Source organism: Aeromonas australiensis (assembly GCF_000819725.1).
GTDB classification, from domain to species: domain Bacteria; phylum Pseudomonadota; class Gammaproteobacteria; order Enterobacterales; family Aeromonadaceae; genus Aeromonas; species Aeromonas australiensis.
In genome coordinates this window covers 19,958-39,932 of the sequence record NZ_CDDH01000071.1, presented here as the reverse complement: position 1 = coordinate 39,932, position 19,975 = coordinate 19,958, and the positions used below count along the sequence as shown (strand labels likewise).

Below are 19,975 nucleotides of genomic sequence, written 5' to 3'. Positions count from 1 at the left end.
GGAGGCGATGCGCCTATCCTCGCGGTCTGGCGGAGAAAAGCGCACGAGGTGTACCGAGGTTGTGGTTCCCGAGTCACCTGGGCAGGCATGTAATCGCTAGAGCTGACTGCGCAGTATATTCACCAATACAGGTGCGAAGGGCTCCAGCTTGCCTTGTTTGGGCTGGCTCAGATCTTCAATCAGCATTGCCAGCAGTTGTGCATCATCTTCCAGTGCCAGTGCCTGCTGATCATCGCCATAGTGGGTCCAAATCAGGCTATCCACCAGCTGTTTGCGCTTGGCAACCAGCACCTTGTTATTTTGCTCCGTATCTCCCAGATTGAGTACCCGGATCGCCTCTTTGGCTCTTTCCGTCAACCCCTCAACCCGACCACTCCATTTAAAGCGCAGCTCGGTTTCGCACTCAGGCATCAGCGGGGTCAACGGCAGAGGCTGCGAGCCATGGGCGGCATCGCACTGCTTTGGTGTTTTGCAACTGGCTACCAGATTGCTGAAATCCATGGTGCGGTGAGGGGCAAGATCCCGCGCCTCAACATGCTCGTTCATGGTGTCTTCACTGGTGCCACTGATGGCTTGGCAACAGTAGGCGCAGAGGTGGAATTGCTCAGCAGTGCAAGCCTCCCGGATCTGCTGGCGAATTGCCTGCCCCTCTTCATCGTTGGGTAGGTCGTGATATCGAGCATGAGGATGTTGACGTTTGAATGCCGCGAGACTTGCAGGTTCCTGCCCCTTATCAATCTTGTGCACGGCGCAGCTCCTCTTTGCGCAGTAGCAGGCTAGCCTTGGTCAGCTCCAGGTTGTTGGCTGGCAGCTCGGCTCTTAGCGCGGCCAGCAGGGCATTGGCCTTATCAAATTGCCGATCTTGAATTAAATCGAGTAAGTCATTCAGTCGGCTCGCCACCCGCTCATTGCGAATAGCGGTATCCATCACCTCCAGCAGCACCGAGTTGGCATCCTGACCATATTGGGATGGCACTTCAGTTAACTCGCCATTATCGAGCGAATAGACCAGCACATCCTTGCAATCGCTGATCACCAGGGGGGAATGGGTGGTCAGCACAAACTGGCAGTTGGGGAAGGTGTCGGTGAGCCGCTGGATGATAGTGCGTGCCCATTGCGGGTGCAGGTGCATGTCCACCTCGTCGATCAGCACCACCCCGTCGCCATGCAGCGGATTTTCCAGCCCGGGGTTCATCATGGCAAGGCGGCGGGCAATATCGCCCACCAGCGCCATCAGGGATTTTTCCCCTTGCGACAGTTGCAACACATTGAGGGTTTGCCCTTCTTTATCGATGGACATATGCAGGCGCGGCTTGCGGCGGACCTTCAGATTTTTAAATCCGGGCATAAAGTTGGCGATAGCTGTGCGCACCGCCGTCAACTGCCGATCTCTGGCTGATGCCTGTGCCTGCTGCAACTTTTGCCAAAGTGCGGGATCGAGCAAATCTTGCAGGCCATTGAGTACATCAACAGGGATGACCGACTCGTTTTCGCTATCTTCCCGCTCGCGAAACCACTCGAAGAAACGACGGAAATCGACTCGTTGACTCAGGGAGTTGTCATAACCATCGAGTTGGCGAAATGAATGTTTCTCTTTGATCTTTAGCGGAATATCCAGCACCACCCGCTCGACAGGGTAGAAGGCGATCAGGGGCAGGCTGACATTTTCCTGCGCTGTCAATCGGGCTCGATACTCATCGGCTAGTTTGCTGGCGTCGGTCAATATGGATGGCTCGTTGCTCTTGCGACCAGCGCGGGTTTTAGTGAGTGACCAACGGTATTCGCGATCGTGTAGTTGATTGTGTAGCTGATCATGTAGTTGAAGAGAGACCACTGCGGTATTGGCGCCATTGAGGATAACCTCTTCCGGGATGGGGCTGCCGCTGCCTTTGTCGCTACGCAAACGGGCAACAAACCAGCTGAGCGAGGTTGCCAACGATTTGAGTACCGAGGTTTTGCCTGCGCCATTGTTGCCGATCAGCACGGTCACATTCGAATTGACCCGCTCCGTGGGGGCAAACTCGATGGCAAGACGCTCAAAACGCCCCAGATTTTCGAGGGTGAGTTGTTTGATTTCCATGCTCTATTCCTAATTTTGCTGCCAACACGACCTTATCTCGCCAGCACCTGGCTTACAACCCGCCGAATAATGCCGCTGGCGGTGGGCCGCGCAGTCTGAATGCAGGCCAGTAGGGCGGCGGTTTCTCGTGCGTCCGATTACGCTTCGCTAATCGAACCTACGTCGCGGATGTTTTGGTTGCCCGTTTGTGCGGCTTGGCGGCGGCCCGCTCGGCCTGAATACGGGCCAGCAGGGCGGCGGCGCTATGGTCACCGCTGATCAGGTCCGGATTGGCGGCACGCCAGTCGGCGGTCAGCTCACCGCGAAACGCCTTGGCCAGAATGGCCTGGGTCAGCTTATCGACCCGCGCTTTGGCCGCCTTGGCCTGCTGCTCGAGGGTATCGGCATAGGCAAAGAGCTGTTCCACCCGACGGACGATTTCGGTTTGTTTTTCATAAGCAAAAAAAGGTACAGGTAACTCACCGAGTGCTCGCTTTGTTAATTTTGGTTGTGTGGTGCCAGTGACCCAAGGCGATAGGTCTAAGGAGTTCACAACTATTTTTATAAAATCCAAATTAACATCAGCTTTCTCTTTAAGAACATGAACGTGATTATTAACCCAAGCTTTACCATCAATAATAAATGCAAGATCTTTGTTTTTACTCAAAAGATTGGCACCATCTTCACCAACGAGTAAGAATCGTCCCTCATGAGTATAATCATTTAGATAGTCAACAATTCCAGTTGCCCCATAATATGGAATATCTCCTTTTATATTAGCCCTTGTTGAGGCGGATACAGGCCGTCTAGCGCCATTCTGTATATCTATGAACTCGCTTAGCTTTTTATTTATGAAATTATTACCATTAAAACCGTAAAATGCAGAAGTGAGGACAGATTGGCGGAAACGCTTGATAATATCAGGAATTCGGGCCAAACGGGCTTGGGTGGCCTCCACCTGAGCCAGCAATTTATCAAGCCGGTCGATAATCTCTTTTTGCTCTGCTGCTGGTGGCAAAGCAATAGGAAATGTTTCAACGAATGACTTTGGCACACGGCGCAAACCGACTGCCCCCGTCATATTGGTGGCACCTTCTTGCATAAAAGCATGCGTTTTTATAAGTGCAAACAACAACTTCTGTGAAATATCGCTGCAATGAGGGCGAAGTACATAAAACTCGGAGCTGCCAGCCCCTATGCCATTTGGTAAATCATCAACAATAGCTGCTTTACCATTTTCAAAACATGGGGTTACCTTGGCAAAGATAACATCGCCATCCTGAAAATTGGTGTAGGACTTTTTTATTTCCCCCCAAAGCTTTTCATCAAATAGCAGCTCGCCATGATAGCTGGTGGGAGCGTGTGACATGGGTACAAAACCGGCGATAAGCGATTCATCGGCTACTGTTTTTGGGTTAACAGCAGCTATGTCTGCCAGAGTGCATGACGCCCAGCCCTGCGGAAGAGAATTACTCACAGTCTCGCTCCTTAATGGCTTTACGTGCTGCTTGTTTGCTTATTCCAAACTGTTTGCCGAGTTCAACAAGCTTGCGATTGGCAGAAAATGGCATATCGAGTTCTTTCAACAAAGAGTGCATCTCATAGATCGCATCACTTAATTCCGACATTGCTTGCTCTGCCAATATCGCAGGCTCGGGCAAATCGGCGGCATCGACGCTGTTTTGATCCTTGAGCCAGCTGATATCGAGGGAATCCCCCTTGTTATCGCGGATCCACGCCCGGCTAAAGCTGCGCCAGCGCCCCTGCTCGGGTTGGCCGCTCAGCTCTGGTTCGCCTGTCTGGACTGCTTCAGACCCTGCCAGTTCGGTAAAGCTATACTCCCCCTCGCTGCGCGGGCTCTGGCCATTGGGGTTTGTGCCATAGACCCGCTCAAACGGGGCGAGATGGGCCTCGCTAAAGGGGGTGCGCTTGCCAAAACTCGGCATATTGCTGCGCAGGTCGTAAACCCAGACGTCCTTGGTGCAGCCCTCCTGCTGATAGGGATCGCTGGCGCTGCCCTTCTGGAAGAAGAGCACATTGGTCTTGACCCCCTGGGCGTAGAAGATGCCGGTGGGCAGACGCAGGATGGTGTGCAGGTTGCATTTGTCCATCAGATCGCGGCGCACCTCGGTGCCGACCCCGGCTTCAAACAGCACGTTGTCGGGCAATACCACGGCGGCGCGGCCACCGGGCTTGAGGCCACGATAGATATGCTGCAAGAAGGCGAGCTGCTTGTTGCTGGTCTTGTAGGTGAGGTCATCACGGGTATTGCTGGCCTCGCCCCCCTTGCTGGTGCCAAAGGGCGGGTTGGCGAGGATGATATCGACTTTGGGCAAGGCGGCGCCTGCCTGTCCCAGGGCATTGCCGAGGTGAACCACCCCCTCTTCATCCCCTTCCATGCCGTGCAGCAGGCAGTTCATCAGGGCGAGGCGACGGGTATTGGGCACCAGCTCGACTCCGATAAAGGCGCGGCGCTTCTGAAACGCCTGCTCGGCCTTGCCGAGGTCGTAGAGATCGTCGGTCTGGCTCTTGATGTACTGGTCGGCAGCGATCAGAAAACCGGCGGTGCCGGCGGCCGGGTCTTGAATCACCTCCCCCGCCTTGGGCTGGATGCAGCGCACCATGCTGTTGATCAGGGCGCGCGGGGTGAAGTATTGACCGGCGCCGGATTTGGTTTCGCCGGCGTTTTTCTCCAGCAGGCCTTCATAGAGATCCCCCAGGCCATCTTGCTTGGCGTTGAACCAGTCGATCTGGTCGAGGGCCTTGATCATCTGATGCAGATGGCGCGGTTCACGCAGCCGGGTCTGGGCATCGGCATAGATGGCGGCGATCAGGGGGTCATGGTCGGTGGAGAGATCCACCAGCATCTGGCGATAGTGGTTGAGCAGGGGGAGGCCGGAGCGGCTGGCGAGTTCGGGCCAGCGGCAATGTTCGGGCAGGGTGTGGGCGGCCAGAATGCCCGCCTCTTCGTTTTCGTGCACCATCTTGATAAAGAGCAGCAGCACCAGCTCGGTGACATAGTCGGAGTAGTTGATGCCGTCGTCACGCAGGACGTCACAGAGGTTCCACAGTTTTTGCACGATATCGTTGTTGCGCATGGGTGTTCCGATTATTAACTGTGCGCCGCCAGGAGGGCGCACAGGGGCTGGTTGATGTAGTAGTTGCCGCGACCAATCTTCTGTTTTTGCAAGAATCCATGCTCGACCAGCAGATCCAGATAACGGGTGGCGGTAATGCGTGTCACACCGAGATCGCTCATTACGAAGTCGATCTTGGTATACGGGTGGTTGAAGAGGTTATTGAGCAGATCCTGGCTGTAGATTTTTGGCAACTGGCTGCGAATGCCCTGCTTATAGCTTGCCATCAGCTCCTTGATGCCGGTGATAAGAGCGATGGTGCTCTGGGCGGTGTCGATCACCGCATCGAGCATGTAGAGCAGCCAGGGTTCCCACTCTCCGCTGTCGCGCACTGCTTGCAGCTCGTGGTAGTAGCGCCCCTTGTCGTGGATAAAGTAGCGGCTCAAATAGAGCACCGGCAGGTTGAGCAGCCCCTGAGCCACCAGATAGAGCAGGTTGAGGATACGGCCAGTGCGGCCATTACCGTCATAGAAGGGGTGAATGCTCTCGAACTGGTGGTGGATGATGGCCATCTTGACCAGCGGATCGGCATCGCAGAGCTCATCGTCATTGATATAGCGCACCAGATTATCCATCAGGGCGGCTATTTCGTCGCCGTGCTGGGGCGGGGTGTAGATCACCTCACCGGTACGGGCATTCTTGAGGTCGGTGCCGGGCAGACGGCGCAGGCCGGCACGGTTTTTTTCCAGACATTGCTGCACTGCCAGAATGTCGGCCAGCCGGATCAGCTGCTGCCGGCGCACAGTGGCAAAGCCCTGCTTGAGGGCCGCGGCATAGTCTTGCACCTCTTTGGTGGCCGGATTGACCGCCTCTTCAAACAGGTTGGCGCGATAGAGATCATCGTGAGTGGTGATGATGTTCTCGATCTCCGAGCTGTTTTTTGCCTCTTGCAACGACAGGGTGTTGATGAGGATCCCTTCGTTGGGAATGCTGGCCGCCACCCCCTTGAGTTCGGCCAGGTAGCGGTGAGCCTCGGCGCTCTTTTTGAGCACGGCGCGGCTCTCCAGCTCGGCGATATTGGCCAGCGGCAGCGGGGTAATAGGCATAGAAAAGTCCCCTGTTTTCTACATGTCGGCGATTGTATGTATAGAAAGTTTAATTTTCTATACATATGGTGCCCCACCTGAATAAAAAGGTCCTGTTTCTATACCTGTTGGGCCGGTGGCTGGGGCCACTTGTCAGGCGACTTGCCAGAGCGCATCACCAAGCTGATCCAGCAGCTTGTCCAACTGCCTGCCGAGCAGGCCATCGAGCCGCTTGGCACCACCATCATCGGCGAAGCGCTCGTTGATAAAGTCGCGATCGACAATCACCTCGTGGACCAACTGCTTGGCCAGACGATCCAGCCATCTACGCTGGACGGGCGTCCAGCTCTGGCTGCGGTAGATCTGCTCCATCGCCAGCCGTACCCGCTCGCTATAGGGGATCAGCGGCTCGCCAAGGGCGGCGCGGCGAATATGGCCTATGATGCTGGCGGCGATATCCTGATTGGTCTGGCTGCGCCAGGCACTCTGCAGGTTGGCCTCTTTAAAGCCGGCGCCATCGAGTAGCAGCTTGATCTCTTTGAGCTGGGCCCGGGTGAGATCGCGTGGGGCATTGACGACCGCCATCAGCGCGGCGTTGCTGTTGACCTGCTGACGAATAAAGTCGGCGAACCCATCGAGATAATCCTCTGGCCTGCCATAGGTGCCGTAGCTCTGATCGCGTAGGGTGAGCTGGTCTTGATGGTCTGAAATCACCGGACGATATTCACTGCCCACCAGCTCTTGAACCGCAGCCAGTTCACTGAGCAGGGTGACATGTTGACGCAAGAAGTCACTGGCCTGTTTGGGGCCAAGCTGGTGGAGGTGCTGATGTAGCTTGTCAGGTGCCACTCCCCACTCTTCCCCCAATTCAGCCAGCTTCTGCTTTAAGGGCGGATAGCGATCCGCCTTGCCCTCAGCCTTGCGCAGTACCCGCATCAGCTTCTGGCTGAGCTGGCTCAAAATAGTATCGGCCTGGCTTTGGCCCGGTTCGTCTCCCGCAACGGCAAGGGCTTGCTCCAGATACTGTGGGTCACTCAGCTCATCGACCAACTGCGCCAGGGTGATATCGGGGTTTTTGACCAACGGCTGCATGGTGTTGACCTCGGCCAGTGCGGCGTAGATATCCACCGGGTCATAGATGCGAAACACCGTCTTGCCTATCTCATCGCAGCGGCGAGTGGCTCGCCCCATCATCTGCTCATAGAGGATCCGTGACTTGACCCGGCGCATAAAGACCAGATTGCAGATCTTCGGTACATCGATACCGGTGGTAAGCAGGTCAACCGTGATGGCGATATTGGGGTAGCGTTCGTTCTTGTAGCGACTGATCAGGGTACTCACCTTGTCGCTCTTGCCGGTGATCTTGGCGACCGCCTCCTGGTTATAGTTATCCCCATAAAGCGTTTTGAACTCGACATCCAGCAGCCGCTTGACCATGTCGGCATGGTTATCGGTGGCACAGAAGATCATGGTCTTTTCATCCCCGAAGGGATCGAGCTCTTGCGCCAGCGCCTCACAGATGACCCTATTGAAGGATTCGTTGATCACCCTTTTGTTGAAGGCGTCCACCTCAAAGTTGAGATCATCCTCCAGCTCTGCAGTCTCAATCTCGCCAGTGCGGGTATCGATAGCTGTCACCATCTCACCCTTGCTAAAAGCGATCCCGTTTTCGCTCAGTTTGGTCTGGAAACGGATCGGTGATTCGTGGTCGATCAGCCAGTCATCGGCCACCGCCTCGCGGTAGGAGTAGAGGTAGACCGGCTTGCCGAAAATGTCGCTGGTGTGTTTTGCCGGGGTGGCAGTGAGGCCAATCTTGACCGCATCGAAATAGTCGAGCACCCGGCGATAGCTTGAGAGATATTGCGCGGCATCTCGGGTGGAGAGTTCCCCTTCGGTCATCTCCTGATCGAGGGCGTAACCACGGTGGGCTTCGTCCACTATGATGCAGTCGAATTCATCGATCGGTGGGGGATTATCGCTGGCAAAGGTGCGCTTCACCATGGCCTGCACCGTAGCCACCTGAACGCGCGTTTCAGCTTGCGCCGCCATATCCCCGAGCTCTGCAATGTTGTAAGCCGACCAGAGGGTCTGGTTTTGCTCGAGGGGGGCCTCTTTGAAATCTTTCAGGGCCTGCTCGCCCAGGGCGGTTCTGTCTACCAGAAAGAGGATGCGGCGAAACCGCTCAGCCTTAAGGAAGCGATAGAGCAGACCAATGATAGTGCGGGTCTTGCCTGTCCCCGTTGCCATGGCCAGCAAACAGTTGCGCTGATCTTGCGCCAGCGCCGTTTCTACCGCTTCGATGGCTTTTTGTTGGTAGGGTCTTAGCTTGAGGTAGGTAAAGCCCTCCTCTTTGAGCGTTTGCTCGGCCTGTTCGCGGCTGCGTTTGAGCAGATCCAGTAATCCATCCGGCGAATGGAACTGCTGCAAGGGGCGAGCGAGATTGCTCGGGTGACGGGCATCGCGAAACCAGATGCCGGACTGTTCGGCCAGCTGCTTGACATAGGGGCGCCCGTTGCAGGAGTAGAGGTAGGGAAGCTGATAATGCTCGCCTTGACCATCAGACCAAGGGGATACACGGCCCTCCTGCGTCCAGGGTCCAACCATCGAACCCGTGATGGCAAACCCCTTGCTGTAGCGACCCGCTTGAGGGATCTTGCCGGCCACATTGGTGTTCATCTTTTTCGCTTCTACTGCTGCGACCGGCATCAGGCCAATAAAGAGCACATAGTCAGCCCGGCCCTTCTCACCGTTATGCAAGGTGGGCCACTCGGCAATGGCCATATGGCGCCCTTTCTGCGGACGAGTCCCCTTACGGTAGTCGAGCTGTTCGGAGTCAGCTTCCCATCCAGCCTCTTGCAACTGCTGATCGATGAGAATACGGGTGCTGCTTTCGTCAAGAGAGAGGGTATCGGTGATCCGTCTGGCCTTGCTGGCAAGTGTTTGCAATGCCAGGGTCGCCTGCTGCTTGGCCTCTTCAGTTTGTTGCTGTAGTTGCTGCTGCAACTCGGCCAGGCGACGCTCGAACTCCTGCTGCTGTGCCGCCAATGCTGCTTGGTGAGCCTTGGCCTGGGAGGCAAGTTCTCTGGCCTCCTGATCCATCAGCTCGGCCAGCTCCTGATACTCCTTCTTCTCCCGCGCCAGCAATTCGGCTAATTCCTGATTCTGATCAAGCTGGCTGCTGGCACTCGTGAGTTCATCTTTGAGCTTGGCTATCTGATCCTGCAATTGACTCAGCTCGGCACTGGGATCATCGGGAACGATAAAGGGCTCTGGCTTGAACTGTTCGCTGCCTTGGCCAAAGAAGCGGTGATACCAAACTGCCAGGTCTCGGGCGACTTTCAGACCGGCCAACGCCTCTTTGTGGCGGGTTCTAAACTGATGCACCGCATGGTTACCTGCTTTGCGCAGCCCATGGAAGAGGTTCATCACGATAGGCTCTAGCGACAGCTCGCGACCGATCAAGTAGAGCAGCTCCGCTTGCGTGGTCTGAGGCTGGGCGGCAATGCCACAGTGCATGGCAATATCCTGGGCCAAGGCCTCACTCAGTTGACGCAGTTTGACCAGGGTCGTGTTGGGATCGCTGGCGAATGCTCGTTCAGCCCCTTGCGCCAGTTCGAGCAGAATGGGTTCATGGGTCTTCAGGAAATAGAAATTGCTGCGCTCGGTCATGGTCAATCTTCCAGAAAGTAATCCGAATCCAGGGTCTTGATGGTGAGGGTCTGGCGGGTGGTGACGCCGACGCCGTATTCGATCATCAGGGCGGCAAGACGGGCACCGTCGATCAGCACGATGCGCTTCTCAATCAGACCCACATACTCCTGCGCCTCACGGCTAAAGCTGGCGGTGGTGATAAAGACCCCCTTGCGGGCCTTGTGCAGATCCAGCGCTCCCGCGAAGGACTGGATCTCGGGACGCCCGACGGTTTTGTCTGTATAGCGCTTGGCCTGCAAGTAGATGGAGTCGAGCCCCAACCGATCTTCCTTGATGATGCCATCGATCCCGCCATCGCTGCTGTAGCGTGTGGTGCGGGCGGCATCCTGCTGACTGCCGCCATAGCCCATGGCCACCATCAGATTGACCACCAGCTGTTCAAAGAAACGCGGGGAAAGGCCCAAGATCTCGGCAAGCAGGTCATCAGCAAGGGAGCGATTGATGGCGGCCAGAGCCTGTTCAATCTGCTCTTGAGGGGTGCTGGCTAGCTCGTTTTTTTGCGGGTCTGCGGCATTGGCTACCGCCGGTGGCAGGCAGCCGGTGCTTTCACCTGAGGCCTGGGTAAAGGCAACAAACTCGCCGAATTGGGCCAGATAGCGGTTGTCGATTGACTGCCCCGATACCAGCGCAGCCTTACCCCGTTCGGTAATAAGGCAGATGCCCCGCTTGGGTTGCTCGATGAGGCCCGCCTTGACCAGATAGGTCTTGGCCCAGCCGACCCGGCTGCGCAGCGTGGTTTGGCGGCCACTTGGCAAAGTGTCGGCCAACTGCTCCGGAGTAAAGGCATAGTGCTGGCAAACCCGCTCGAATACCTCACGCAGAGGGCGGGCGACACCATCGACCAATACCTTGAGCACGGCAGGCATCATGGCTTCATAGCTGGGCAGGGTTTCTTTCATCAGGCAACCGGATCGAGATAAAACAGGGGCTTATCTTGCCACAGCGACCTGCTTGGGGCCATGTTCTCGGCTCGACCCTGTGCGTCAGATCCCTTCTTGAACGTCTCCTGGCCGCCAGTTAGCGGCTTGAAAGAGCCAGCTTGATCCCGAGCCCGACAAACAGGGTACCGATGCCCCGGTTGAGCCAGCTGCCGAGACGCTGTGACAACCTTACCCTGTGACTGGCATAGGCGGTGGTAAAGACCAGAAAGTGGCACCAGATGATACCGCCCAGATTGAAGATGCAGCCGAGCAGGATAAAGGCGAACGCCTTGTCGGGGGCATCCGGTGCAATGAACTGGGGTACGAAGGCGAGGAAAAAGAGTGCCACCTTGGGATTGAGAACATTGGTCAGCACCCCCTGCCGGTAAATCTGGCCATAGGAGAGGGCTGGCAGGGTGACCCCTCTCTCCATTGCACCCGTAGCCTGCTGGCGCAGCAGGGAGAACCCCAGATAGATGAGGTAGATGGCGCCAATCAGCTTGATAAGGGCAAACAGCTCGGCCGAGGCGCTGAGCAGGGCCGACAGACCGAGGGCCGCCGCCAACACATGCACCATGACACCGGTGCCGATGCCCAACGTTGCGACCGAACCGGCACGCCACCCTTGCGAGCCGCTGCGCAGCATGATGAGCAGGGAGTCGGGCCCCGGCATGATATTGAGCAGCAGCCCCGAGACCATAAACAGAGCAAGGTCATGAATACCGAACATCACTCCTCCCCTCGTAAAGAAAAACCAAACAAAGAGGGCTCCGCAGAGCCCTCTTGTCTTTCACTCGGCGGCAGCTGACGCATCATCAGCTGTCCCGCCAGCCATCAGGGCCGCAGCGCCTTATCCGCCCGGGAGATACCGCAGACGCCGGAGCGCACCACTTCGATGATCTCGTTGGTCTGGGCGGCAGTCTTGATAAAGGCATCCAGCTTCTCGCTGGTGCCCACCAGCTGCACCGTGTACTGCTCGGGGGTGACGTCGACGATCTGGCCACGGAAGATATCCGCCAGCCGTTTCAGCTCGTCACGGGCCCCACCGGCGGCGCGCGCCTTGATCAGGGCGATCTCCCGCTCGATATGCTCCCCTTCGCTCAAGTCGCACACCTTGAGCACATCCACCAGCTTGTGCAGTTGCTTCTGGATCTGCTCCAGCACCCGCTCGTCACCCATGGTGACTATGGTCATGCGCGACAGAGTGGGATCCTCGGTGGGGGCCACCGTCAGGGTCTCGATGTTGTAGCCGCGCTGGGAGAAGAGGCCCACCACGCGGCTCAGGGCGCCGGATTCGTTCTCCAGCAGAACGGAAATTATATGTCGCATCAGCCTCTCCCCATCTTGCTCAACCATGGAGCGAAACCGTTCTCCACCAGAACAACTGAAATGATGTATTTCATCAGGTTCTCTCCGTCTTGCTCAGCCACATCTCGTCCATGGCGCCGAACTTGATCTGCATCGGATAGACATGCTCATCCGGGTCGACCGAGATATCCATAAATACCAGCCGATCCTTCATGGCGAAGGCTTTCTCCATGGCGCTCTCCAGCTCGGCCGGATCGCTCACCGCGATACCGACGTGGCCATAGGCTTCCGCCAGTTTGACGAAGTCCGGCAGGGACTCCATATAGGAGTGGCTGTGACGACCGCCGTAGAACATCTTCTGCCACTGCTTGACCATGCCCAGCGCACGGTTGTTGATGGAGATGATCTTGATGGGCACCCCGTACTGCATGCAGGTAGAGAGCTCCTGAATGTTCATCTGCACCGAGCCATCGCCGGTGACGCAGCAGACCACCGCATCCGGGTTGGCAAACTGGGCCCCCATGGCGGCCGGAATACCGAAGCCCATGGTGCCGAGGCCACCAGAGTTGATCCACTGGCGCGGCTTGGCAAACGGGTAGTAGAGGGCGGCAAACATCTGGTGCTGACCGACGTCGGAGGCGACGAACGCCTGACCCTGAGTCACCTTGTAGAGGGTCTCGATAACCTGTTGCGGCTTGATCTGGGTGGCCGACTTTTCATAGGCCAGACAGTGACGGGAGCGCCACTGGTTGATCTGGCTCCACCAGTCCGCCAGCGCCTCCTTGTCGTTATCGAAGCCACACTCGCGGATCACTTCCAGCATCTGCTCCAGCACGGTTTCCACCGAGCCGACGATGGGCACATGGGCCTGCACCGTCTTGGAGATGGAGGTAGGGTCGATATCGATATGAACCACGGTGGCATTGGGGCAGAACTTGGCCACGTTGTTGGTGACGCGGTCATCGAAGCGGGCACCGACGGCGAAGATGAGATCCGCGTTGTGCATGGTCTTGTTGGCTTCGAAGGTGCCGTGCATCCCCAGCATGCCGATAAATTGCGGATGAACACCGGAGAAAGCCCCCAGCCCCATCAGGGTGGTGGTCACCGGCAGATTCAGCAGCTCCGCCAGTTTGGTCACCAGATGGTCCGCATTGGCATTGATGGCGCCACCGCCCACGTACATCACCGGGCGCTGGGCTTCTACCAGCAGCTTGGCGGCCCGCTTGATCTGGCCCTTGTGACCGGACTTGGTCGGGTTGTAGGAGCGCAGGGAGACCGTCTCGGGATACTGGTAGGGGAATTTCTCTTTCGGGTTCTGCACATCTTTGGGCAGATCCACCACCACCGGCCCCGGGCGGCCGCTGGCGGCAATGTAGTAGGCCTTCTTGATGGCCTCGGGAATATCGCTCGCCTTCTTGCACAGGAAGCTGTGCTTCACCACCGGGCGGGAGATACCGATCATGTCGGTCTCCTGGAACGCATCCTCACCGATCATGCTGGTCGGCACCTGGCCGGAGAGGATCACCAGCGGAATGGAATCCATATAGGCGGTGGCAATACCGGTAATGCAGTTGGTCGCCCCCGGGCCTGAGGTCACCAGCACAGTCCCCACCTTGCCGGTGGAGCGGGCGTAACCGTCAGCCATGTGCACCGCGGCTTGCTCGTGCCGCACCAGGACATGCTCCATCTTGCCGTTTTCGAAGAGAGCGTCATAGATGTCGAGCACTGAGCCACCAGGGTAGCCGAAGACGTGCTCAACTCCCTGATCTTCCAGCGCTCTAACCACCATCTGGGCGCCTGATAACATCTCCATGATAAAGCCCTCCAGGCTTTGCTCCGTTTAGCGAATCCCGTCGACGATGCCGCGCTTCCCGGCGCAGCCCGATCCGTTTCTTGTTGTTATCTGAAGCCAGATCGGCCTAATTCAGCCCCGTCGACAGGTGAAAAAAAGGATTTTTCCGTCATTGCCCCGAAAATCGGGTGAAAAACCAACTTAACCCGCTTCAGAACGCTTGTCCACGGCTTTATCTGACCAAAACAGTCATACATTTCAACCAGCTATTAACATTCAATGACTTGCCGCAGCGACCATGAGAGAAAAGGGAAGGAAGTCGGGGGATAGCCAGCGGATCATTCCGCAGAGGGGAAAACAGCCACAAAAAAGCCCACCGGATAGCGGTGGGCTTGGTGCCGGATGATGATTCAGTTCTCCTGATCCGGTTCCGCCAGCCAGATTTGCTGATCCGGATCGGTCTCTTCACTGACCGAGATACTGACACCCATATCGAGCAACTCGTGCAGGGTCAGATTGTCAGCCAGGTTCATGACTTCGCCGTTTTCATTGGTAAAGCGCATTTGCTCCGTCCTCTCCTTGGTGGGGTCGCCTTTCAGTCTAGTCAACAACACTCACTTGCGATAACCAGCAACTGGATAAACAGTCGCCCCCATCCAGCTCACTCAGGCGATCAGTCACCTCCTCCGGAAAAAGGGTGCGCGCCCAGAGCCGCCGTGACAGAGAGGCCAGGCTCTCGTCAGCGCCCGCCGCCAGCCAGCGGGCCAGCTCCCCCGCTACATCGGGGTAACAGACTGCCCCCGGCGAGGCACTGTCGAGCCAGGTGCGCACCAGATTGGCATCGAGCACATCCATCAGGGTCGCCAGCCCCATCATCTCCAGCGTCTTGCCATTGGTCAGCTGCTCGAACTGACCGCCGAGGGGTTTGACCAGCAGCTTCTTGCCGAGGGTGAGCGCCTCGGAGGCCAGCTCGAAACCCGCGTTGGAGATGACGCCGCGACAACCGGCCAGCACGGCGATAAATTCGTGCCGCGATGGCGGCTCGAAGCGCAGGTTGCGCCACTGGCTCGGGGTGCGAATGGCGGGGTGAAAACAGACGAAGCGCTGCTGGCCAAAGCGCGACAACAGGGCGGCGATCGCCTCGGGCTGCTCGAACGGCAGATAGACCAGGAGCTGGCCGTTATCCGGCGCAGCGGCGATGGGGTCGATCACCGGTGGCAGCAAGGGGTAACCGAAGTGAAACCAGTGCAGCCCGAGCGGCTGATCCACCGGGGCAAAGTGGCGCATCAGCTGGCGGCTGACCCCATCCTCCCCCCAGCGCGGGATGGGCCAGTTGAAGCTGGCCTGATGGCTGACGGTGAGGCTCGGCTTGCCATAGCGGCGGGCGGCGTGGGCGGTCAACGGCTCAAAATCGCTCACCACCAGATCGTATGCGCTGCAATCGAGAGACCGCAGATCCCGCCAGAAGGTGAGCGGCGAGGCAGCCTGCAGGGTGCGCCACGGCGAAATCCGCCCCTCGTGACTGACAAAAGTGAGGCCGGGAAAGACGCGGTAGGCGCCAAACTCCTCCATGTCGAAGTAGCGGTCGGCGGGGCGGCCGCTAAAGAGATAATCCACCTCGACCCCTGCCGTGCGCAGCGCCCGCGCCAGGGTGCGACTGCGACTGATATGACCGTTGCCGGTGCCTTGCACCCCGAACAATACCCTCATGAGTGGCTCCAGCCGAGCGCCAACACGGCACAACCGCCCCCCAGCAGAGCGCCGGCCACCAGATCGCTCAGGTAGTGCACCCCGAGCAGCAGCCGGGATGCTCCCACCAGCGCCGCCCAGCCAAACAGCAAGGGCGCCCAGAGCGGAAAGCCGGTGGCCAGTATGGTGGCCATCAGAAAAGCGGCGGCGGTGTGGCCGGAGGGGAGGCTGTAACGATCGGAGGGGGTGATAAAGACCGGCAAGCCGACCGGCCGTTGCCGTTTCAGGCTGTTTTTCAGCAGCAGATAGAGGGGCAGTTCGATGGCGAAGGCAAGCAGCGCCAGTCGCACCAGCTCCCGCTCTGCCTCCCCCTGCCACCAGAGCAGGGCGGCCAGCATGGCGTAAAGCGGGCCATCACCGGTGCGGGAAACGAGGCGACTCACCCTCGCCTGCTGCCGGTTGTAGCCGTGAAGCAGGCAGACCCGGCACACCTGCAGGTCCCATTGCTGGATCTTGTTCATACCCCCTCCTTCCCTGAATTCTGCTTGCAGAGTAAGAAAGCGGGATGACGTTACGTTGAACAAGGGATAACAGATTTATGAAAAAAGGGCCGAATGGCCCTTTTTAATCTCGATGTTGCGGCAAAATCAGTGGCTGCCGCGCAGGCCGGTCTCCATCAGACGGCAGTTGTGATTTGCCAGACGGGCCATGAAGTGTTCATCGACCTGCAGGCCGAAGACCTGCTCGTAGAGATCCTTCATCACGAACGGCTGCCACATCATGCTGAGGAAGGAGATCTTCAACATTTCAGGATCCAGATCCGCATCCAGTTCGCCATTGGTTTTCATGGTTTCCAGCAGGGCATCGAACTGCGGCAGCTGACGTTCCAGCAGGCGGTTCAGCACAAAATCCCGGCCCGGGCTCTTCTCGGTCGACAATGCGCTGGAGATGGCAGAGGTCAGCTCGCTGTTGGGCGCCATCACCTGATAGTAGGTGTTGAGCAGCTCGTTGAGGCTGTGATTGCTGTGTTCATCTTGCCAGGCATGGTCGAGGGGCTCGGCGACATCGCCCAGCACCGCTTTGTAAAGACCCTCTTTACTGCCGAAGTAGTAGTGGATCATTGCCAGATTAGAGCCAGCAAGCTCCGCGATTTCGCGTGTAGTCACCTTGCTATAGGGAGTATTGAGAAAACGCTCACGGGCGGCAGCAAGCAACTTGTCACGAATGTCAGAACGTCCGACCGGACGACCAGGTCTACGTTTTTCCATTTAACACCTCAGATAATTCAGCCAATGCTGATAAGTCGATCTGGTTGTGCAGAGAATAGAGCACAGCAGGAATGACCAGATAATCGGTCATGGGCCGAATATGGGACAAGGAAATTTGCAGTCCTTTACAATTCGATTAAATACTTCAGCAGATTTCCCCTCACCCTCCGTGTTGACACAGCATTAAATTCTCGATATTGGTAAAAGCGTTATCGACTGGAAGGAATAACAACGTCATGCGTATCGCCACCCCGCTACTACTAATCTCCCTAATCGCGTTAACTCGCGCGGGATCCTTGTAGCCGGGCTAAGGCATAGCCGGAATTTACAAAAACCCGTGCACCCTGCACGGGTTTTTTTATGCCGCCGCAGGATGCACGTTACCGAACTTAGGAAGAGGGAAGTCACATGTCAGATCGGGTCATCATATTCGACACCACCTTGCGTGATGGTGAGCAGGCCCTGGCGGCCAGCTTGACCGTCAAGGAGAAGCTGCAGATCGCCCAGGCGCTGGAGCGACTCGGTGTCGATGTCATGGAGGTGGGCTTCCCGGTCTCCTCTCCCGGCGATTTTCAATCGGTGCAGACCATCGCCCGCCACATCAAAAACAGCCGGGTCTGCGCCCTCGCCCGCGCCCTGCCAAAAGATATCGACGCCGCCGGTGAAGCCTTGCGGGTCGCCGAGGCTTTCCGTATTCACACCTTTATCTCCACCTCCTCCATCCATGTGGAGAGCAAGCTGAAAAAGAGCTTCGAGGATGTGCTGGAGATGGGGGTCGGCGCCATCAAGCACGCCCTGCGCTACACCGACGATGTGGAGTTCTCCTGCGAGGATGCAGGCCGCACCCCGATTGATAATCTCTGCCGCATGGTGGAGGCCGCCATCAAGGCCGGCGCCCGCACCATCAATATCCCCGATACCGTGGGCTACACGGTGCCGACCGAGTTCTCCGGCATCATCCACACCCTGTTTAACCGGGTACCCAACATCGACAAGGCGATCATCTCGGTCCACTGCCACGACGATCTGGGACTCTCGGTGGCCAACTCCATCGGCGCGGTGCAGATGGGGGCCCGCCAGATCGAGTGCACCATCAACGGCATCGGTGAACGGGCGGGCAACTGCTCGCTGGAAGAGGTGGCGATGATCCTCAAAACCCGCGCCGATCTGCTCGGGGTGCAGACCAATATCCGCCACAACGAAATTCATCGCACCAGCACGCTGGTGAGCCAGCTGTGCAACATGCCGGTGCAGCCCAACAAGGCGATCGTCGGGGCCAACGCTTTCTCCCACAGCTCCGGCATCCATCAGGATGGGGTGCTCAAGGCGAAAAATACCTACGAAATCATCACTCCCGAGAGCATCGGCCTGACCCAGAACAACCTCAACATGACCTCCCGCTCCGGCCGCCACGTTATCAAGCACCGGATGGAGTCCATGGGCTACGCCGAGAGCAGCTACGACCTCGACCACCTCTACGGCAAGTTCCTCACCCTGGCCGACAAGAAGGGGCAGGTGTTCGACTACGACCTCGAAGCGCTGGCCTTCTTCAGCCAGATCCACGAAGAGCCGGAGCACTTCAAGCTGGAGTACCTCGGGGTGCAGAGCGGCAGTTCGGTGCTGGCCACCGCCTCGGTCAAATTGAAGGTAGGACAGGATCTGGTGTGCGAAGCGGCCACCGGCAACGGCCCGGTGGATGCGGTCTACCAGTGCATCAACCGCATTACCGGCTATGAGATCCGCATCGACAAATATGCCCTCAAGAGCAAAGGAGAAGGGGAAGATGCCCTCGGTCAGGTCGATATCGTCGCCGAATACAAAGGACGCAAATTCCACGGAATGGGACTGGCCACCGACATCATCGAATCCTCGGCCCACGCCCTGCTCCATGTGATCAACAGCATCTGGCGCGCCGATCAGGTGGCCGAGCAGATGGAACGAAATAACACTATCAAGACGGAGACAGTATGAGCAGTTATCGGATCGCAGTATTGCCGGGTGACGGCATTGGCCCGGAAGTGATGGCCGAGGCCGTCAAGGTGCTGGAAAAGGTGCAGGCCAAATTCGGCTTCGCCCTCGAGTATGATCGCCATGACGTGGGCGGTATCGCCATCGACAACCACGGTACCCCGCTGCCCCAGAGCACCATTGCTGGCTGCGAGGCGGCCGATGCGGTGCTGTTCGGCTCGGTGGGCGGCCCGAAATGGGAACACTTGCCCCCCAACGATCAGCCGGAGCGCGGCGCCCTCTTACCGCTTCGCGCCCACTTCAAGCTGTTCTGCAACCTGCGTCCGGCCCGTATCTATACCGGTCTGGAGCAGTTCTCCCCGCTGCGCGCCGACATCTCCGATCGCGGTTTTGACATCGCCTGCGTGCGCGAGCTGACCGGCGGCATCTACTTCGGCCAACCCAAGGGGCGCGAGGGAGAAGGGGCGAACGAGAAGGCATTCGACACCGAGGTGTACCACCGCTTCGAAATCGAGCGCATCGCCAAGATTGCCTTCGAGTCAGCCCGGGTGCGCCGTGGCAAAGTCACCTCCATCGACAAAGCCAACGTGCTCGCCTCTTCCATTCTGTGGCGCGAGGTGGTGACACAAGTCGCCAAGTCCTATCCGGACGTAACCCTCAACCATATGTATATCGACAACGCCACCATGCAGCTTATCAAGGATCCCTCCCAGTTCGATGTGCTGCTCTGCTCCAACCTGTTTGGTGACATCCTCTCCGACGAGTGCGCCATGATCACCGGCTCCATGGGGCTGCTCCCCTCCGCCAGCCTCAACGAGTCGGGCTTCGGTCTGTTCGAGCCGGCCGGTGGCTCGGCCCCGGACATCGCCGGCAAGGGGATTGCCAACCCCATCGCCCAGATCCTCTCCGCTGCCCTGATGCTGCGCTACAGCTTAGGGATGGAGGATGCCGCCCAGGCCATCGAGCAGGCCGTGGCCCAGACCCTGGCCGAGGGTTACTTCACCGCCGACCTGCATCAGGCCAGCGCCCGTCACCCGGTGCAGAGCACAGCCACCATGGGTGACCAGATCGCCGCCCGGATCTGAGCTGAAGAACAGA

General features: G+C 57.9%; 16 protein-coding genes. 2 read left to right on the top strand and 14 right to left on the bottom strand.

What is annotated here, in order from left to right:
• Positions 1-96: 96 nt before the first annotated feature.
• The 14 genes from BN1117_RS12460 to BN1117_RS12400 all read right to left on the bottom strand — a co-directional run bounded on the left by BN1117_RS12460 (position 97) and on the right by BN1117_RS12400 (position 16,909).
• Entirely contained in the window at positions 97-747 is a 651-nt protein-coding gene (locus tag BN1117_RS12460) for an HNH endonuclease family protein (RefSeq protein ID WP_040097814.1), read from the bottom strand.
• Complete coding sequence (locus tag BN1117_RS12455) at positions 734-2,080, bottom strand: AAA family ATPase (RefSeq protein ID WP_040097811.1); 1,347 nt, start codon at positions 2,078-2,080, stop codon at positions 734-736. Before BN1117_RS12455 ends, BN1117_RS12460 begins: the two co-directional genes overlap by 14 nt.
• Positions 2,081-2,237: 157 nt before the next feature.
• Positions 2,238-3,536 carry a restriction endonuclease subunit S gene (locus BN1117_RS19495; RefSeq protein ID WP_040097809.1) on the bottom strand — a complete coding sequence of 433 codons (1,299 nt, stop codon included), beginning with the start codon at positions 3,534-3,536 and terminating at the stop codon, positions 2,238-2,240.
• On the bottom strand, positions 3,529-5,157 hold the full coding sequence (locus BN1117_RS12445; protein ID WP_052441511.1) for a class I SAM-dependent DNA methyltransferase: 1,629 nt from the start codon (positions 5,155-5,157) through the stop codon (positions 3,529-3,531). The genes BN1117_RS19495 and BN1117_RS12445 overlap by 8 nt, the downstream gene beginning before the upstream one ends.
• Positions 5,158-5,171: 14 nt before the next feature.
• Positions 5,172-6,242, bottom strand: coding sequence for a Fic family protein (locus BN1117_RS12440; protein ID WP_040097807.1), 1,071 nt, complete (start codon positions 6,240-6,242; stop codon positions 5,172-5,174).
• Between the two features lie 132 nt (positions 6,243-6,374).
• Positions 6,375-9,890: a type I restriction-modification system endonuclease gene (hsdR, locus tag BN1117_RS12435; RefSeq protein ID WP_040097805.1), complete on the bottom strand. Its 3,516-nt coding sequence runs from the start codon at positions 9,888-9,890 to the stop codon at positions 6,375-6,377.
• Between the two features lie 2 nt (positions 9,891-9,892).
• Entirely contained in the window at positions 9,893-10,831 is a 939-nt protein-coding gene (locus tag BN1117_RS12430) for a restriction endonuclease (RefSeq protein WP_040097804.1), read from the bottom strand.
• Positions 10,832-10,949: 118 nt separating this feature from the next.
• Positions 10,950-11,582, bottom strand: a complete 633-nt coding sequence (locus tag BN1117_RS12425) for a LysE family translocator (protein WP_040097802.1) — start codon at positions 11,580-11,582, stop codon at positions 10,950-10,952.
• A gap of 104 nt (positions 11,583-11,686) precedes the next feature.
• On the bottom strand, positions 11,687-12,181 hold the full coding sequence (gene ilvN / locus BN1117_RS12420) for an acetolactate synthase small subunit (protein WP_040097800.1): 495 nt from the start codon (positions 12,179-12,181) through the stop codon (positions 11,687-11,689).
• A 73-nt stretch (positions 12,182-12,254) separates the two neighbouring features.
• Positions 12,255-13,973 carry an acetolactate synthase 3 large subunit gene (locus BN1117_RS12415; protein ID WP_005339146.1) on the bottom strand — a complete coding sequence of 573 codons (1,719 nt, stop codon included), beginning with the start codon at positions 13,971-13,973 and terminating at the stop codon, positions 12,255-12,257.
• A 389-nt stretch (positions 13,974-14,362) separates the two neighbouring features.
• Positions 14,363-14,515: a hypothetical protein gene (locus BN1117_RS19490; protein WP_005339147.1), complete on the bottom strand. Its 153-nt coding sequence runs from the start codon at positions 14,513-14,515 to the stop codon at positions 14,363-14,365.
• 37 nt (positions 14,516-14,552) lie between these two features.
• The gene (locus tag BN1117_RS12410) at positions 14,553-15,662 is read right to left on the bottom strand and encodes an MJ1255/VC2487 family glycosyltransferase (protein WP_040097797.1); all 1,110 of its coding nucleotides are present in this window, start codon (positions 15,660-15,662) and stop codon (positions 14,553-14,555) included.
• Positions 15,659-16,162: a phosphatase PAP2 family protein gene (locus BN1117_RS12405; protein WP_040097795.1), complete on the bottom strand. Its 504-nt coding sequence runs from the start codon at positions 16,160-16,162 to the stop codon at positions 15,659-15,661. Before BN1117_RS12405 ends, BN1117_RS12410 begins: the two co-directional genes overlap by 4 nt.
• A 126-nt stretch (positions 16,163-16,288) precedes the next feature.
• Positions 16,289-16,909 (bottom strand): TetR/AcrR family transcriptional regulator, encoded by a 621-nt coding sequence (locus BN1117_RS12400; protein ID WP_040097793.1) that lies wholly within the window; start codon positions 16,907-16,909, stop codon positions 16,289-16,291.
• Positions 16,910-17,317: 408 nt separating this feature from the next.
• Here BN1117_RS12400 and leuA point away from each other — a divergent pair, with 408 nt between their 5' ends.
• The gene (gene leuA / locus BN1117_RS12395; protein WP_040097792.1) at positions 17,318-18,880 is read left to right on the top strand and encodes a 2-isopropylmalate synthase; all 1,563 of its coding nucleotides are present in this window, start codon (positions 17,318-17,320) and stop codon (positions 18,878-18,880) included.
• Positions 18,877-19,962, top strand: a complete 1,086-nt coding sequence (gene leuB / locus BN1117_RS12390; protein WP_040097790.1) for a 3-isopropylmalate dehydrogenase — start codon at positions 18,877-18,879, stop codon at positions 19,960-19,962. The genes leuA and leuB overlap by 4 nt, the downstream gene beginning before the upstream one ends.
• Positions 19,963-19,975 lie beyond the last annotated feature (13 nt).

What these genes read in the sequence shown, in the direction of transcription:
- BN1117_RS12455 (WP_040097811.1), bottom strand. Translation starts at nt 2,080, where the DNA reads ATGGAAATCAAACAACTCACCCTCGAAAATCTGGGGCGTTTTGAGCGT.
- BN1117_RS12445 (WP_052441511.1), bottom strand. Translation starts at nt 5,157, where the DNA reads ATGCGCAACAACGATATCGTGCAAAAACTGTGGAACCTCTGTGACGTC.
- BN1117_RS12440 (WP_040097807.1), bottom strand. Translation starts at nt 6,242, where the DNA reads ATGCCTATTACCCCGCTGCCGCTGGCCAATATCGCCGAGCTGGAGAGC.
- hsdR (WP_040097805.1), bottom strand. Translation starts at nt 9,890, where the DNA reads ATGACCGAGCGCAGCAATTTCTATTTCCTGAAGACCCATGAACCCATT.
- BN1117_RS12430 (WP_040097804.1), bottom strand. Translation starts at nt 10,831, where the DNA reads ATGAAAGAAACCCTGCCCAGCTATGAAGCCATGATGCCTGCCGTGCTC.
- BN1117_RS12425 (WP_040097802.1), bottom strand. Translation starts at nt 11,582, where the DNA reads ATGTTCGGTATTCATGACCTTGCTCTGTTTATGGTCTCGGGGCTGCTG.
- ilvN (WP_040097800.1), bottom strand. Translation starts at nt 12,181, where the DNA reads ATGCGACATATAATTTCCGTTCTGCTGGAGAACGAATCCGGCGCCCTG.
- BN1117_RS12415 (WP_005339146.1), bottom strand. Translation starts at nt 13,973, where the DNA reads ATGGAGATGTTATCAGGCGCCCAGATGGTGGTTAGAGCGCTGGAAGAT.
- BN1117_RS19490 (WP_005339147.1), bottom strand. Translation starts at nt 14,515, where the DNA reads ATGCGCTTTACCAATGAAAACGGCGAAGTCATGAACCTGGCTGACAAT.
- BN1117_RS12410 (WP_040097797.1), bottom strand. Translation starts at nt 15,662, where the DNA reads ATGAGGGTATTGTTCGGGGTGCAAGGCACCGGCAACGGTCATATCAGT.
- BN1117_RS12405 (WP_040097795.1), bottom strand. Translation starts at nt 16,162, where the DNA reads ATGAACAAGATCCAGCAATGGGACCTGCAGGTGTGCCGGGTCTGCCTG.
- BN1117_RS12400 (WP_040097793.1), bottom strand. Translation starts at nt 16,909, where the DNA reads ATGGAAAAACGTAGACCTGGTCGTCCGGTCGGACGTTCTGACATTCGT.
- leuA (WP_040097792.1), top strand. Translation starts at nt 17,318, where the DNA reads ATGTCAGATCGGGTCATCATATTCGACACCACCTTGCGTGATGGTGAG.
- leuB (WP_040097790.1), top strand. Translation starts at nt 18,877, where the DNA reads ATGAGCAGTTATCGGATCGCAGTATTGCCGGGTGACGGCATTGGCCCG.